The organism is Variovorax sp. V116 (genome assembly GCF_041154435.1).
In the GTDB taxonomy this organism is placed as follows: domain Bacteria; phylum Pseudomonadota; class Gammaproteobacteria; order Burkholderiales; family Burkholderiaceae_C; genus Variovorax; species Variovorax paradoxus.
Genome location: NZ_AP028662.1, coordinates 42,524 through 57,198 on the forward strand (window position 1 = coordinate 42,524; position 14,675 = coordinate 57,198).

The 14,675-nt window shown below is 66.4% G+C and carries 14 protein-coding genes; 3 read left to right on the top strand and 11 right to left on the bottom strand.

All coding sequences use genetic code 11. From position 1 onward, the window contains the following. Positions 1-9: 9 nt before the first annotated feature. From ACAM58_RS26125 to ACAM58_RS26150, 6 genes are all read right to left on the bottom strand, one after another. The gene (locus tag ACAM58_RS26125) at positions 10-1,062 is read right to left on the bottom strand and encodes a type IV secretion system protein (protein WP_369664832.1); all 1,053 of its coding nucleotides are present in this window, start codon (positions 1,060-1,062) and stop codon (positions 10-12) included. A 267-nt stretch (positions 1,063-1,329) separates the two neighbouring features. Next, the gene (locus tag ACAM58_RS26130; RefSeq protein WP_369664833.1) at positions 1,330-2,064 is read right to left on the bottom strand and encodes a type IV secretion system protein; all 735 of its coding nucleotides are present in this window, start codon (positions 2,062-2,064) and stop codon (positions 1,330-1,332) included. After that, a complete protein-coding gene (locus ACAM58_RS26135; RefSeq protein WP_369664834.1) occupies positions 2,057-4,564 on the bottom strand; it encodes a VirB4 family type IV secretion/conjugal transfer ATPase in 2,508 nt (835 codons plus the stop codon). Before ACAM58_RS26135 ends, ACAM58_RS26130 begins: the two co-directional genes overlap by 8 nt. A gap of 14 nt (positions 4,565-4,578) precedes the next feature. Then, the gene (locus ACAM58_RS26140; protein WP_062365087.1) at positions 4,579-4,947 is read right to left on the bottom strand and encodes a type IV secretion system protein VirB3; all 369 of its coding nucleotides are present in this window, start codon (positions 4,945-4,947) and stop codon (positions 4,579-4,581) included. A gap of 12 nt (positions 4,948-4,959) precedes the next feature. Then, positions 4,960-5,292, bottom strand: a complete 333-nt coding sequence (locus ACAM58_RS26145) for a TrbC/VirB2 family protein (protein ID WP_062365086.1) — start codon at positions 5,290-5,292, stop codon at positions 4,960-4,962. Between the two features lie 4 nt (positions 5,293-5,296). After that, entirely contained in the window at positions 5,297-5,857 is a 561-nt protein-coding gene (locus tag ACAM58_RS26150; RefSeq protein WP_369664835.1) for a hypothetical protein, read from the bottom strand. Positions 5,858-6,102: 245 nt separating this feature from the next. Between ACAM58_RS26150 and ACAM58_RS26155 the strand changes: the two genes are divergently transcribed. After that, positions 6,103-6,891, top strand: coding sequence for a ParA family protein (locus ACAM58_RS26155; protein ID WP_369664836.1), 789 nt, complete (start codon positions 6,103-6,105; stop codon positions 6,889-6,891). Beyond that, positions 6,888-7,787, top strand: a complete 900-nt coding sequence (locus ACAM58_RS26160; RefSeq protein ID WP_369664837.1) for a ParB/RepB/Spo0J family partition protein — start codon at positions 6,888-6,890, stop codon at positions 7,785-7,787. The genes ACAM58_RS26155 and ACAM58_RS26160 overlap by 4 nt, the downstream gene beginning before the upstream one ends. 54 nt (positions 7,788-7,841) lie before the next feature. On the opposite strand, the gene ACAM58_RS26165 is transcribed toward ACAM58_RS26160, so the two are convergent. After that, complete coding sequence (locus ACAM58_RS26165) at positions 7,842-8,825, bottom strand: helix-turn-helix domain-containing protein (protein ID WP_369664838.1); 984 nt, start codon at positions 8,823-8,825, stop codon at positions 7,842-7,844. 309 nt (positions 8,826-9,134) lie between these two features. Here ACAM58_RS26165 and ACAM58_RS26170 point away from each other — a divergent pair, with 309 nt between their 5' ends. After that, positions 9,135-9,842, top strand: a complete 708-nt coding sequence (locus ACAM58_RS26170; protein ID WP_369664839.1) for an autoinducer binding domain-containing protein — start codon at positions 9,135-9,137, stop codon at positions 9,840-9,842. Here ACAM58_RS26170 and ACAM58_RS26175 read toward each other — a convergent pair. The 4 genes from ACAM58_RS26175 to ACAM58_RS26190 all read right to left on the bottom strand — a co-directional run bounded on the left by ACAM58_RS26175 (position 9,819) and on the right by ACAM58_RS26190 (position 14,589). After that, positions 9,819-10,481, bottom strand: a complete 663-nt coding sequence (locus ACAM58_RS26175; RefSeq protein WP_369664840.1) for an acyl-homoserine-lactone synthase — start codon at positions 10,479-10,481, stop codon at positions 9,819-9,821. The genes ACAM58_RS26170 and ACAM58_RS26175 overlap by 24 nt on opposite strands. Before the next feature lie 185 nt (positions 10,482-10,666). After that, a complete protein-coding gene (locus ACAM58_RS26180) occupies positions 10,667-11,530 on the bottom strand; it encodes a DMT family transporter (protein WP_244883588.1) in 864 nt (287 codons plus the stop codon). After that, complete coding sequence (pabB, locus tag ACAM58_RS26185; protein ID WP_369664841.1) at positions 11,523-13,721, bottom strand: aminodeoxychorismate synthase component I; 2,199 nt, start codon at positions 13,719-13,721, stop codon at positions 11,523-11,525. Before pabB ends, ACAM58_RS26180 begins: the two co-directional genes overlap by 8 nt. Positions 13,722-14,070: 349 nt before the next feature. After that, positions 14,071-14,589, bottom strand: a complete 519-nt coding sequence (locus ACAM58_RS26190) for an Lrp/AsnC family transcriptional regulator (protein ID WP_369664842.1) — start codon at positions 14,587-14,589, stop codon at positions 14,071-14,073. Positions 14,590-14,675: the final 86 nt, after the last annotated feature.

The window sequence follows — 14,675 nt, forward strand, 5'->3', positions numbered from 1 at the left end:
ACCCCACCGCTAGCGACTGCGCGAGAGGTTCGGCATGACCTGCTCTCTGGAAAGCACAGTGCCACCTCGACGCGGGCTACCGATCCCTCTGAGGGAAGCCACGCCGGCGCCGACGCGGTTGCCCGCCAAGCGCCGGAACGAATCCCAGCGACTGCCAGGTTCTCGCCGCAGGCCGTCCAGCACGCCACGTCCGAACTCGTAGCTGGTGCGCTTGGAGGCTCCAAGTCCCCAACGGAGCATTCCACTGACGACGCCATAGGTGCTCAGCGCGACACCGCTCGCGAGTCCCGCAGCGATTGGTGCAACTTGGCGCATCACTAGAAAAACGAGGGCTGAGGCAACACACACTCGCGCACTGGCAGCGATAGTTATCCCTGTCCCCGCTGACGCCGCGCCAGCCGCATAAGCTCTGACAATATTGAGAAGTAGCGAAGCAGCGAACAATGTGAGAACCGCGACAAGTGCGTAGTTGGCTAGCTGTGCAATCCACGACTCAAAGAATCGTTTTGTTGCTTCAAAAAAGAGCAGGACGATGAAGATCGGGCCCAGGGCCAGCAAGATCGCAATGGCGACCTTCGATAGACCAAGCAAGAACGCGGTTACGACAACGGTTAGGCCGACTAGCAGGTAAACCAGAAACCCCGCGATATAAAATGCGAAGTCACTGTCAAGCACGCTTCCCTTCTTGAGCAATTGTTCGGCAACCGTCGTTCCATCAAGCCAGACTTGATCAATCACGCTCACGACTGTGGTTGCCCCAACGACTGACGCGGCTAGCTGTTCAGGAGCTCGATAGAAGCTATCTGCGAGGACTTGGTTGTAAGTCCATAGCCGAAGTCCTAGACCAAGGATGATTGCGAGGGTAAAGATTCGCTTGATCCCTTCCCAAATCGGCTCTTGGATTCGTCCGGAAAGGCTGAGATAACCCCAGATCATCACGTAGATGGTCGCGAGTGTCACGGCCGCAGGTTCAATTGCGGACGCAACTCTCGCTGAGTGCGTGCCGATATAGTCAGCAAGTTGACTATCGAGCCAAGAAAAGAACTGCGCAAAGAATTCCATGATGGAACTTCTATCGTGCGTTGCCTTGTGTGATAGGAATCGGCTTTAGCTCTCGCGTGCTTCCGATGCCATCAAGCTTTCGCTGAGTCAACGCGCTATCAATTTCCTTTGGCGTTGAAGTCTGAGGAATGGGTGCGTGCTGTATCTCGGACGGTACCTGTTCCATGGCTTGATGCTGTATGAGTAAATATGGTCCACCCACTGCTATCACGATGACGCCGCTTGCAGCAAGCATCCAAGCGCTCTTGTTCATTTTGAGTTTCAGCGCTAGTAGTCGACAGTAGGGAGCGATCTTGTAGAACCGATGCCCGAAGCAATTTGTTCCCGAGCGCGCTGTTTGCGCATGAGCTCGTCAGAGTGAGCGACTTGATAGAGACTCTGCAGCTTCGTCTGCTCATTGGTGAGCATGTTCTGCTCGGCCTGGATTCTTGCCTGCAGGTCTTGGATCGCCTTGGGATCCTGTGCGGAAGCGATGCGATCGATCAGCAGTTGCAAGGCCGAGAAGCGCTGGCTGGTGTTCTGGTACGCGTTCTGGGTCATTCCGTTGAGCAGCGCTGCTGATTGGCGTCCTTGCTCGACGACCTGGCGTAACTCCGGACTGAGCCCCTCCAACTGCGTTCGCGAGAGGACGCTGTTGGCTTTCATGATCGACTGGACCTGAGCGGCCAGCCCCGCATAGCTGTCTGACGAGCCGTTGAGCGTGCCCATCAATTCGTCATAGTTGGGAGGCAGGTAGTTGCGTGCGAGGTCCGAGGTCGGCAGCAACTGCTCCATGCCTCGGCTTCCCGTCATGGCGTTGTGGGTCCGGGTCAGCTGGTCCTTCGATTCCTTCAGTTGGTCGTACTGCTTCTGCATCCCGGAGATTTGCTGTTGCCAGTACATGACCTGCTGTATCAGGTTGGCGACGGCCGTGACGTCGATCACCGGGATGCCGGCTTTCGCATGCGGCGGTGCGAGCGAGGCCGTGGCTGCGAGGAAGAGAGCGGTAAGGAATCTACGCATGGAAGATCTCCTGGTGTGAGGATGAACGGGAAGGGTTGTTCGCAAGTGCCCTGCGGAATGACGGCAGCCATTGGGCGGGATCCGGTCCGCAGATCGCGATGAGTTCGCGCATGAGGCGGACGTTGCCGGTGCGCCCGGAGATGACGTGCAAGGCGTCGTCGAATCCATGGAGATCGAGCTGCGCGACCACGCTGACATGGTTCTGCTTGATGAGGAACTGACGGGAGCCAGGCTCGATCTCCTGCTTGATGAGCGCGAACTCCCGGTCGGTCAGGTTGAAGCCTCGGGTGTAGTCGTCGTAGTCCGCCTCCGGATTCGGGAACAGGATCTTCGTCGGCGTCTGCTCGACGATCGCGCGGGCGATGTCGGAATCGAGCACGTGGCTGGTGCTCTGGGTGAAAGTGGCGATGTTCGCGTTCTTCTTGCGCCAGGTCTCCAGGCCGTTCTTGGCGAACTTCGTGAAGGCCGGATCGCTCAGCAGCTTGGCGAACTCGTCCATCCAGCACACCAGCGGGCGGCCGTCGACCATCCGGTTCACGAGATGAAAGAGGTACAGGGTCAGCGGGGCGCGCACGACCTCGTTGTCCAGGAAGTCGGTCACATCGAAGCCCACGAGGGCGTGCCGGGCAAGCAGGGGGGCCACGTGGTCGTGCTCGTTGTCGAAGACCCAGGCATAGTCGCCGCGTTCCGAGGCGCACCACCGCCGAAGGCGTGCGTGCATCCCCTCCGGATCCGTGATGTCGAGGAAGGCGGCGAGCCGGGACAGGCGCCTGAAAGAGGGCTCGAGCTTCAGGGTGCCGCGCAGTGCCTGGTCGAGATCGTCTTCCTGACGGACGGTCAGCGTCTCGCCCGGCGTGCGCATCACGAGGCGCCTGAGCCAATGCCGCATGAACTCGACGTTGTCGGCGATCGAATCGTCGAGCTGCAGCGGATTGCAGCCGGTTGGTGCCCCGTTCTTGAGCGGGAGGTACTGGCCGCCCAGGGCCCGCACCAGGATGTGCAGCCCTTCATCTTTGTCGAAGACCACTTGTGTGGCGTCGAGGCGATTGCAGATCGCCACCATGCAGAAGCCCAGCAGCGTGGTCTTGCCGGTCCCGACCGGTCCCACGCCCGTGATGTGTCCGACATCGCGGCGGCTGCCGCCATCCCGGCTGCGCGGATCGCTCGCATGCAGCGAGAAGTAGTAGGGCGAGCCCGCGCGCGTGGTGAACATGGTCAGCGCATCACCCCAGTAGTTGCCCGTTGCCCGACCGGTCGGGAAATTGTGGAAAGGCGACATGGCGGCGAAGTTGCGGCTGGTGACGGGCGCCTTGCGGCTGCGGTAGCCGAAGTTTCCCGGCAGCTGCGCCCAGAAGGCCGCCTCCAGCGCGAGGTCCTCGCGGGCCACCACCATTCCCGCGTCGCCCAGCAGGTAGCGGGCGCGGGCGACGTTGTCGTTGAGTTGCTTCAGACGGGGCCGGCCCTCGGCCTCGCTGAGGCCATCGTAGGGGTCGGCCAGCACATGCAGGCTGAAATGGTGGTCGCCCACCACGAAGCGATTGCTCATCAGGTCGTCCAGTGCGTCCTTGAGTTCCTCGGCCTGCGAGACCGCGAGGTCACCGGCAGCGGCCATCCGGTGATGCTGGCGGCTCATCATGTCGGTGGCCGTGCCCTTGGCCAGGAAGGTGAAGCTTTGCGTGAGCACGAAGGGGAAAGGTGCGGTCAGCAGGGCGCTGAACATGCCCGGCGCGGTGGGCGTGGGGTATTCCTTGATGCCGAGGAAGGCGCCAATGCGGGTCTGGGTGCCGGCCCGGTATTCCATGGCCTCGTTGCCGAAGAAGGGCCGGGTGGTCGCCAGGACCTCGTTGAGGGGGGTGCGCGGCAGCGGCATGCGCTGCCACTCCCCGTTGACGAGCAGGCCATGGAATTCCACGAGGGAGGAATAAAGCCCGTCGTTCCCCTGCAGCCGATAGATGCCCAGTGCTTCGGGGTCGTAGCGTTCCAGGGCGGCGAGCAGTTCCTGGCGCAGCTTGCTGCAGGCATCCAGCGCATCGCGCAGCTCCGTCCGCGCCCCCTCCGGGTCCGCGCGCTTGAACAGCCGCAATGCGGCGTTGCCGATGCGGGTGGGCTGCGGCCGGAAGACGATCGACAGGTACAGTTCGTTAACCATCAGCCGCTCGCCAGCCATCTTGCGGCGATAGCGCTGCTCGATCTCGTCGGCGAAGCCGGGCGTCGTCCGCCCGGCCGGATAGGTCGTCTCGCGACGGCGGATCACGTGGGTCCAGAGCGCCAGGTTGGGCGATGCGATGTTGCGCAGCAGGACATTGAGGCGCTCATGCCAGCTGTTGATGTCCTCGTCGTCCGCGCTTTCGAAGCTCGTGCCGGCCAAGCGGAGTGTCTGCACATAGTCTCCGGCACGTGTCAGGGCCACATGCTCGTCCACATGCGCCGAAAGCGGAATCATGGTCGCGGCGCCGGCTTCGCGGCGCAGCGCGTGCTCGGGGCGTGAGAGCAGCTTCATGGCGCGGAACGGCGTCAGACCAAGGTCACGGGCGGCGTGCGCATGCGGCGATGCCCCCGCCAGTCAGGCATGTCCAGCGCCAGGGGGCTGTACGAGTTCGCACGCCAGAACCGCAGGTTGCCGCCGAGCATGGCCGGCAGGCGCGTGCGGCCCCAGAGCTGCAGCAGATCGAAGAAGCGCGGCTCGTACAGGCAGACCAGGTAGAGCACGCCGTGGATCGGCACGAAGGCCAGCAGCCACGCGAGGCTCTTGGTCACGATGAACGACTCGGTCGTGACGACGATGTTGAACATCATGGCCGAGTAGGTGACGCCCCAAACCATCGAAGGCCGCGTCATGCCGACGAACAGAGGGTCCGCGGCAATGCCCTGGTTGCGACTCATGGACCGCTCCCTTCAGACCCCGAACAGGCCCCGAATCCAGGACACGATCTGTGGGCCGCCGAAGACCAGCACGGTGCCGATCACGACCGCGACCATCCACCACCAGCTCAGACGCCCGAACCAGGCCATGGCACCGGAGACCATCACGGCGACAGCGGCCAGCGGCGTCAGGATGGCGACGAGTTGCTGCTGGGTCGCGTTCGCACCGGTCGCGAACGGGCTCCCCGCCCAGGCAACCTCGACAGGTGCGGCGGCGATGAGCCAGGCGATGAGCAGCCATCCGATCCATTTGACACGGATGTCGGCTGCCGTTGCGGGCCGGATGTGGATCGAGCATGCGGTCATGGCATTACTCCGTCGGGCCGGGGGCTGATCCCGCGGGCGCTTGCACAGACGGGGACGCAAGAGAAAGTGAAGCAGGCGATTCAATGCGCCGGCCGCTGCCGTAGACGTCCCACCACGGTGCCGGCACCGCGCGCTTGCCGGCGGCGGAAGGATGCCTGGCGGCCTGAACGGCCATGGGCCTGACCGCCGCAGCCTGGGTAGCGGCGTGAGAGACCGAAGCGATCTCCCGCCGGATGGCCGCGATGTCGCCGAGCGTACGGTCGCGCTGTTCCTCGGCCTCGGCCGCTGCCTTCAGGTCGGATGCGGCGAGCCGCTCGGCCTTCCGACGCATGAGACCTTCCAATTGCGCTTCCGACTTCCTGAGCTCCTCGCGAAGGATCTCGATGCGGTCGTCGTCGCGCGCCGCCTGCTGCCGTGGTCCGACGCCCTGCGATGCGCTGGGCTCCGCCTGGGCCCACAGGGGGCGCGCGTGCGCCGCCAAGCCGGCGAACATGAGCATGGAGAGCCAGACTGAGCGTCGGCCTTCGTCGGTCGCATGCCCGCATTGAATGTCGTTTGCTTGCATGGGGCGCAATGTCCGCCTCTGCCCGTGCGTGTGTCGACTATTGTTTTTGATAGTGGTGTCGCAAAGCGCGAGGCGGCGATATTTCGTGAGCGACGCGGCAGGGCGGTTCGAGCACGGAGCAGTGAGGTGGGTCCGCCGGTGTGAGGCGAACGAGCCCCTGTTGCAAGTTGCAGCGGCTGTCCGCGAAGGTGCGCCGTTCGGGTGTGATGGACGCGCGTCCCGCGCCGAGGCCTGAGGAGCAAGTCATGGGTAACGTGGTCATTTTCGGCAACCAGAAGGGCGGCGTCGGCAAGTCCACGCTGGCGGTGCTCTACGCATGCTGGCTGGCCGATGTGCGCCGCCGGTCGGTGTGCGTGATCGATCTGGACGCGCAGGCGAACAGCTCGAAATCGCTGAATCAGTCGTCGGCCATCGCCGAAGCGGTGGAACTGTTCGGTCAGGATCTGGGCCCGATCGCCCCGCCGCGCGAGCGGACCATTGCGCTGGCGGCGGGCAGCAGAAAGCTGGCCGACGTCGAACTCGCGAGAGCGGACCTCGTGATTCCTTTGTTCCGCGGGAATGTGAGGCGCCTGGCGCAGGATTTCGACGCGGTCGTGATCGACACGCCCCCGGCGCTGGGCTTGCGCATGAGCGCGGCGCTGATTGCCGGCCATGCGGTGGCGTGTCCGATCGAGCTGGAGGAGTACAGCATCCACGGCGTCGCCGACATGCTCCGGACCGTCTTCGGGGTCAGGCGGCGCTACAACCCGCAATTGCGGATGGCGGCCATCGTGCTGAACCGGTTCAATCCGCATTCGCTGCGGCAGAAGGCCGCGATGCAGGACCTGGCCTTGAACTTCCGGGAGTTCGTGATACCGGCGCGGATCTCGACCCGTTCGGCCATTCCCGAGGCGCTGGCCGCGGGAGTGCCCGTGTGGCGGCTGCCCAAGAGCGCGGCACGCGAGGCGAGCCTCGAGGTGATGCGGGTGTTCGAGCTGCTGCAGCAACGCATCGACGGCTCGAACGCGCCGATGCCGGCGGACACGCACGCATGAAGGCGGCCGACGGCCTGGACCTGAGTGCGCTGTCGCAGTTCAGGGCGGCCGATCTGCTCACGGTCGAAGCCGTCCCTGCGGGCCCAGGTGCACCGACGCAGGTGGCGCTCGAACGCATCGACTTCGACCCCGGCCAGCCGCGCCGTCGCATGCGGGGCGAACGCATCGAGGAACTCGCTGAATCGATCCGCGAGCATGGCGTGTTGGAGCCAGTGTCCCTGCGCTGCCATCCCGAGCACGCGGACCGGTACATCGTCAATCGCGGCGAACGCAGGGTGCGCGCGGCGCGCTGGGCCGGCCTGTCCTGCGTTCCGGCGTTCGTGGACCCGCGGTTCGACCCCTTCGCGCAGGCGGCGGAGAACCTGCACCGTGAGGACATGTCGCCGTTCGACCTGGCGACCTTCATCGCCGAGCGGGAAAGGGAAGGCCATTCGCGCGCCGAGATCGCGCGCCGGTTGGGCAAACCGCGTTCCTTCATCACCGAGGCCGCGCGGCTCAGCGACGCGCCGGCGCAGTTGCGGGAAGCGGTGGAGGAAGGGCGGCTCGGCACGGATGTGCGGGTGCTCTACCAGCTGGTGGCCGTCGCGCGCGATCGCCCGCAGGAACTCCAGGAACTGATCGCGCGGGGCGGCCCGATCGGACGTGTCCAGACCAGGAGTCGCCCCCAATCGCCCGAGCCGGTCGGCGGCTCGGCGGCGCCGCCGCCCGGAAACGGGAACCCGAGGATCATCAGCGGCGGCCGCACAGTGCTGGTGGTCGAGCATGGTGGACGGCGCGGCTCCTTGCGCATCAAGGCGAAAGACGGCAACGTCGGCGAAGTCCGCTTCGGCGACGGCGCGCGCGTCCTGCTGCCGCTGGCGGACTTGCGGCTGGTGTGCTGGGCCACGGAGGAATAGCAATACCGGCGTTGGCCGGCGAGGCACGAGACCCGGTGGCGCGGCAGGGTCCTGCTAGGCCGCGCCGGCAGCTTTCATCGTCGCAAGGCGGCGCCGGTATTCGCGCGGCGTCATCTGCAGGTCGCGAATGAAGGCTCTTCGCATCACCTCCTGGGATCCGTAGCCGCACTGCGCGGCGATGGTCTTGAGTGGGCGCGTGCTCGTCTCGAGCAGGCGACGGGCGGTGTCGAGGCGGATCTGCTGAACGCCACGCCCCGGCGAGAGACCCGTCGCGCGTTCGTAGAAACGCGCGAAGGAGCGCGTGGACATGTGGACCTCCTGTGCCAATCGGGCGACGCTGAGCTTCTCCCGCAGATGCGCCGCGATCCACTGGTGCAGCACGCCGATCCGCGCGTCGGGCGCGGACGGCTCGAGCAGCAAGCGGCGACGGCGCAGCATGCCGCAGCGACGGCTGCGCGGTCCGGGCAGGCGGGAGGCAAGCGTCTCGACAAACGCGGCGCCCCGGTCCTCCTCGATCCAGGACAGCGCCAGATCGGTGCCCTGGCCCGGTTCGATGACGCGCCAGCTGCGCGTTCTCATGCCGGCCGCGAACAGGTCCGGTCCCTGCCCGCCACAGCGCAGCGCCGGCGCCGCGGCGCGCCCCCGGCGCCGCGCGACGCGGGCCTCCGGCACGGGCGGCAGCAATGCCTGGGCGCCCAGCACGGCGCAGCGGCTCAGACGCCGCCGGTTCCTGGAGAGCCATTCGCGCAGGCGCTGCACGCCTGCTGCCCCGACCGCGCCCGGAACGGGTTCGCCGGTGATGAAGAGCATGCTCGCCCGCCCGGCGAGCCGGTGCGGCAAGACACTCGTCGACAGTGCCACACCGCTTGAACTCAGGGTTTGGCCGCCCGCGGCGGAGGCCAGCCGCACATCGTAGCCTGCGAGCTTGTTGTTGCGCATCCGGCGCAGGGAGGCATTGGCGGCCTTGAAGACCGCGAGCATGCGGATGACGTCGAGAAGAAGGAAGCCGGGAAGCAGCAGCAGCCAGACCTTGTGCATCGTGAGAAGCCAACGTAGAGGGATTGGTCCGCAATCTCCCGACCCTGGGCCGCACCGCGCCAGTGCGCGAAATGCAGGCTCGCGAGATTGGCAGAAATGGTGGTGAATTTTGCCTCCGGGCTCTGCGAGGCGCTTCTAGACTGTCGCACCCCTGCCTCCATCGCGCGCTGAACGACCGCCACACCCGCCGCAACGCGGGCTGGTTCAGGGGCTGCAGCCGCAGGCCCCGGCGCCCGCCGGGCTCCGCCGCGGGAGCGTCGCCCGCGGCCGCGAAGAAGGTGGGGTGCCGACGCCGCAGGAAGTGCACCTATGGACGAGTGGACCCAAGACGTTCTCGGTCGATTGAGCGAGGCCAGCGAGCCATCCCAGGTGCTCGCGCAGATCAGCGGGGCAGCCAGGCGGCTCGGCTTCGAGCACTGTGCCTACGGGCTGCGCACCCTTGTGCCTTTCACCCGGCCGAAGACTGTGATGTTCAGCACCTACGATGAGCGATGGAGCCGCCGGTACATCAGTGCCGGATACCTCCAGGTGGACCCCACGGTCGTCCACGGCGTGCACAGCGGGGTGCCCGTGGTCTGGAGCAACGAGGTCTTCCGCGACGCGCCGCAGATGTGGGACGAGGCGCGCTCGTTCGGCCTGCGCGTCGGCTGGGCGCAGTCGGTCTTCGAGCCCGACGCGCGCGTAGGCATGCTGACGCTTGCGCGGTCGGGCGAACCGCTGACGGCCGCGGAGATGCGCGCCAAGGACCTCTTGCTCCTGGGACTGGCGAATATGGCCCACCGCGCGTTCTGCCGGCTCCTGGTCGGTCCGCTCGCGGGGATCGAACCACTGACGAAGCGGCAGGTGGAGGTGCTGCGCTGGACGGGCGACGGCAAGACGAGCGACGAGATCGCGTGCATCCTCTGCATCTCGAAACCCACGGTCGATTTCCATCTGAGGAACGCAATGGCGAAATTGGGTGCCAGCACCAAGAGCTCGGCCGCGGCGTTCGCTTCACGTCTCGGGCTCCTGAACTAAACGGGTGGCAGCGGCCCCTTTGCCCGCAGGCCGGCGGGCGACTCGGCCGGTCCCATCGGCGTGGCGGTCCCGGTGCGGGCACCAGTTCTTGTCCACGTCGATGAGGCAGGCGAACAGAAGCTGGCCGTCGACCCGCATCGGCGGTGCCGCTCGGTACGCGGACAGGCCCGTGCGGCGCAGGATGCGCTCGATGCCCAGGGGCGAGGCGCTGATGAGCCGTCGTCCGCCCTCCTTGGCGACGGTCCGCATCGCCGCACTCAGCATGTCCAGCGCGAGCGACCATCCATGCGGATCCCCGCCGATCCCGAGCCGCGTGCCGTCGCCGGCGGCGAATCGCGACAGTTCCCAGATGTCGGGCGAGCACGGCGCCGGCGTGTCGCCGAGCAGCTGCGGGAAGAGGCTGGCCAGAAGATAGGGCCGGTGCGTGGGCAACAGGCGGCTCGTGCCGACGATCTCGCCGACCGGATTGCGTGCGATCAGATAGATGGTGTCCTTCCGGTCGAATTCGTCGAGTTCCAGCCGGCCGCGCGTATGGAGTTTCCAGCCCAGCTTCTCGACGAAAACCTCATGCCGGTAGCGAGCCATGTCGAACAGCACGTCCGCCGAGAAAGTATCGATCGTTCCCGCAATGATCTCCATGAGGTCACCTCGCTGAATGAGGCCGCATTACAGCCTGATGACGCACACCGGGGACACTGTCAAAGTTAATAGGGCTGGCGGACCGGGCCTTCGTTTTCTGGGGCGATCGCCCTCGCAGACTGCTGTTGTGGGGCAGACCGGTTGTCGGGGCCGTCGCGCCGCAGGCGAGAGTCCCGGTGGTTCGTTCACGGACGGCGCGCCGCCCGGATGGTGAAGGCACCGGCCGCGACAATCAGGACCACGCCGGCGGCGGCTTCGAGGCGCGGCACGTCGCCCCAGATCGCGTATCCCAACAGCAGCGCCCAGAGGATCAGGCTGTAGCGAAAGGGCGTGACGACCGAGAGATCGACGCCGCGGCAGGCCACGATGAGCGCGTAGTTGCCCAGTGCCGCGCAACCCGCCGCCGCCGCGAGCATGCCGAGCTCGTGGCGCGTGAGCGGCGCCCAGCGTTCCACGAGACCCAGCAGCAGGCCTGCCAGACATACGGCGAGCGTGGTCGCCACGGCAATGACTGCCGACGGGACCGTGACGGGAATGCGCCGCGTCACCAGGTCGCGCGCGGCCAGCGAAGCGGCACACAACAATGCGCAGGCGAGCCCGGCTGCAGGGACCTCGGACCGCGCAGACGGCTGGATCACCAGCAGGACGCCGGCGAATCCCGCCGCGGTGGCGAGCAGCCGGCCTCCATGCCAAGGCTCCCATCGCAGCGCCATCGCAGTGGCGGCAATCATCAGCGGCGCGGTCATCATGAGCGTGCTGACCGTGGCGAGCGGCGCGAGCGACAGGGCGACGACGGAGCTCAGGGCGGTCGTGATCTCGAGTCCGCATCGCACGCCGACGATCGGCTGCAGTGCGCTGCGCCAGCCGGCGCGTGTCCCGCGGGCGAGGGCCAGGACAAAGAAGGTGGCGAAGGCGCCGCGCACGGCCAGGACCTGCCCGGGCGGGAGGCTCTGTGCTGCCAGCTTCACGAAGACATCGTTGAGCACGTAACAGCCCATGGCCACCAGCATGAGCAGGATTCCGCGGCGGTGGGCCTGTGCGCTAGCCATTGCCGGACGCAGGCGGGGACGGCGTAGAGGTGCTTTGCGGAATCTCGGGCGCGGACGGCGACCCCGGAGGTCCCGGAACCCCGGGATCGCCCGCGGCACGGGCATCCGGCGCCGTCCCCGGCCGCGCCCCGAATGGTGCGCCGCAACGCCTGAGGACGTCCCACAGCGCCTGCGCCTTCAGAACGATCTCCTCGACCTCGGCGTCAGGATCGGACATGGCGACGATGGCGCCACCGGCGCCGATCGAGACGCGGCCGTTGGCCGACACCAGGGTGCGGATCACGATGTTGAGCTGCGCCGCGCCGTTGAGCGAGAGATAGCCGATGCTGCCCGAGTAGATGCCGCGGGCCGCCGCCTCGAGTTCGTCCAGGATCTTCATCGTGCGCACCTTCGGCGCACCCGTCATGGAGCCGCCGGGGAACGCGGCGCGGATGCAGTCGACCGCTCCGAGGTCCGCGCGCAGCCGCCCCCGGATCGTGCTGACCAGCTGGTGCACGGTGGCATAGGTCTCGACCGCGAACAGGCTCGGCACGTGAACGCTGTCGATCTCGCAGACCCGGTTGAGGTCGTTGCGCAGCAGGTCGACGATCATCAGGTTCTCCGCGCGGGTCTTCTCGTCGGCGACCATGGCGTCCGCGATCGCCTGGTCCTCGGCCGGCGTCGCGCCTCGCGCCGCGGTGCCCTTGATGGGCTTCGATTCCACATCGCCGGCGCTGGAGATGTGCAGGAAGAGTTCGGGCGAGGCGCACAGCACGGCATAGCCGCCGATGCGCAGGTAGGCCGCATAGGGGGCAGGGTTGTGCCTGCGCAGGATCCGGTAGATCTCCAGCGGATGGATGCGCCCTTCGCCGACCAGTTGGTTCGTGAGGCAGACCTCATAGGTCTCGCCCTGCAGGATCTCGTGCTGGCAGCGCAGGATGAGCTCCCGGTAGATCGCCAGGTCGATCCGCCAGGCCAAGGGTTGCAGATCGCGGGCCGGGGCCGCGCTGTCGTCCGGCGCGGTCGCCCGTGCGCCAGCCAGCCGCGCGCGCATGGTCTGCATCCAGCGGCGATTCTCATTGGATGGCACGGCCTCATCCAGGCAGACGATCCAGACCTGTTGCTCGGCGTGGTCGAAGGCGAGGAAACGGTCGGCGAGGATCCACATCGCGTCCGGGGTGTCCGCATCGTGGGCATGCGTGCCATCCAGCTCCCGCTTGAGCTCATAGCCGAAGTAACCCACGAAACCGCACGCGAAGTCGAAGGGAAGCGGAGGACCGGCAGGCGGTTGGCCCGGCAGGTGGTCGCGCAGATAGTCGAAGATGCTCTCGTCGCGCACCTGGACGACGTCGCCCCGGCGCACCATCAGTTCGCGCGGAGCGGTGCGGTAGTTCAGCACCTGGGCACGCGGGCCGCTCGCGTCGCCCATGAAGGAGAAGCGCGCCTGTCCGGGCTCGGCGAGGCTGCTGTCCAGCCAGAAAACGCAGTCGCGCTGTGCGAACGTGCGCATGAACACGGCCTCGGCATCGGCTGCGGTGTCGATGCACTCCGCATGCAGCGACAGCGCCTGCGGGCCCTCGAAGCGCAGCGCGGGTCCGAAGCGATTCCGTGCCTCGCGCCGCGGCGCCTGTGCGAGCCATTCCAGCGTCAGGTCCCTGAAGTTGCGCAGCAGCCGTGCGCCAAACTCGGTGCAGATCGACTCCGGATGGAACTGCACCCCCCACCAGGGCAGGGAGACGTGACGCAGTCCCATCAATGTGCCGTCGGACGTCCAGGCGAGCGGCTCCAGGGATGAGGGCAGCTGCGTGACTGCGAGCGAGTGGTATCGCACTGCCTCGAAGCGGTCCGGGATGCCGGCGAAGAGATCGCGCTGCGCGTGCGAGATGCGGTCCAGGCGTCCGTGCATCGGTCGCACCGCCAGGTCGACACGGGCGCCGCAGTGGTGGGCGATGGCTTGGTGGCCCAGGCACACGCCGAGCACGGGTTTGCGCGAACGCTGCAGCGCGTCCGCCGAGATGCCGAGATCGGCGCGCCGCTGCGGACGTCCGGGGCCCGGCGAGATCACGATGTTGTCGAAGTGCATGCGCTCGACCTCGTCCCAGTGCATCTCGTTGTTGCGCAGCACGATCGGGGGCTCGCCGTTGCAGGCCGCCAGGTACTGGTAGAGGTTGTAGGTGAACGAGTCGTAGTTGTCGATCAACAGCGTGCGCATGGAAGGCTCCTCGGCCGAAAGCGGGACTGTGCATCGTTGAAGAATCGAACGGTCGTCGCCACTGCGCAATGTGCTAGTTGCGCAGGCCGACAGCGCCTGTGCAAGCAACGCGTTCACCGCCTGCATGTGCGGGTCGTGCGCTTTTCTGGGATGTTCCGGTCCGTGCGCGGGCCTTCTGAGGCGGGCGAGCGTCAGGGACCCTGCAGCTTGGGCGCCGACGCTGTAGGTATGCGCGGGCCGGGTGGGCGACTGGCGGTCTTGTGCAGGCGCGAGTTCAGATGCTCCGCCGCCAAAGCCCATGATGGGCCGATGCGCAACAGTCGTTGCGCTTGCTGGCCGAGCATGCCTCCTAGCGCCGCGAAGCCCCAGGTCCGGCCTTCGCGCCGAGCAGGTGGCCCAGCGGCAGCGCCACCTCCGACTTGATCTCGCGCAGCACGATGCTCGAGCGCACGTGCGTCACGCCCGGCAGGCTGAAGAGCACCTCGTGCAGGAAGCGCTCGTAGTGCTTCATGTCCGGCACGGTCACGTGGAGGATGTAGTCCGCGGGGCCGGTGGCCGACACGCATCGGATGATCTGCGGGCTCGCGGCCACCACCTCCTCGAAGCGCTGCACCATCGCCTCGCTGTGGCGGTCGAGGTTCACCTCGGCCACTGCCGAGACGTGCAGGCCCACCAGTTCGGGGTCGACACGCGTGGTGTAGCCGCGGATCACGCCGGCGGCCTCCATTTCCTTGATGCGTTTCCAGCAGGGCGTGGGCGAGAGTCCGACGGCCTCGGAAATCTGCTGCACGGTTTGCCGCCCGTCGTGCTGGAGCGCAGCAAGGATCTTGAGGCAATGCTCATCAAGAGAAACAGGATCAACGTTCATTGCAGTTTTCGAGAGGATTCTTCTTCAAACAAGGGTCTGCGCGAGTGTATTGAAGAAACACTTACTTGGGGTGCGGCAGAACAATT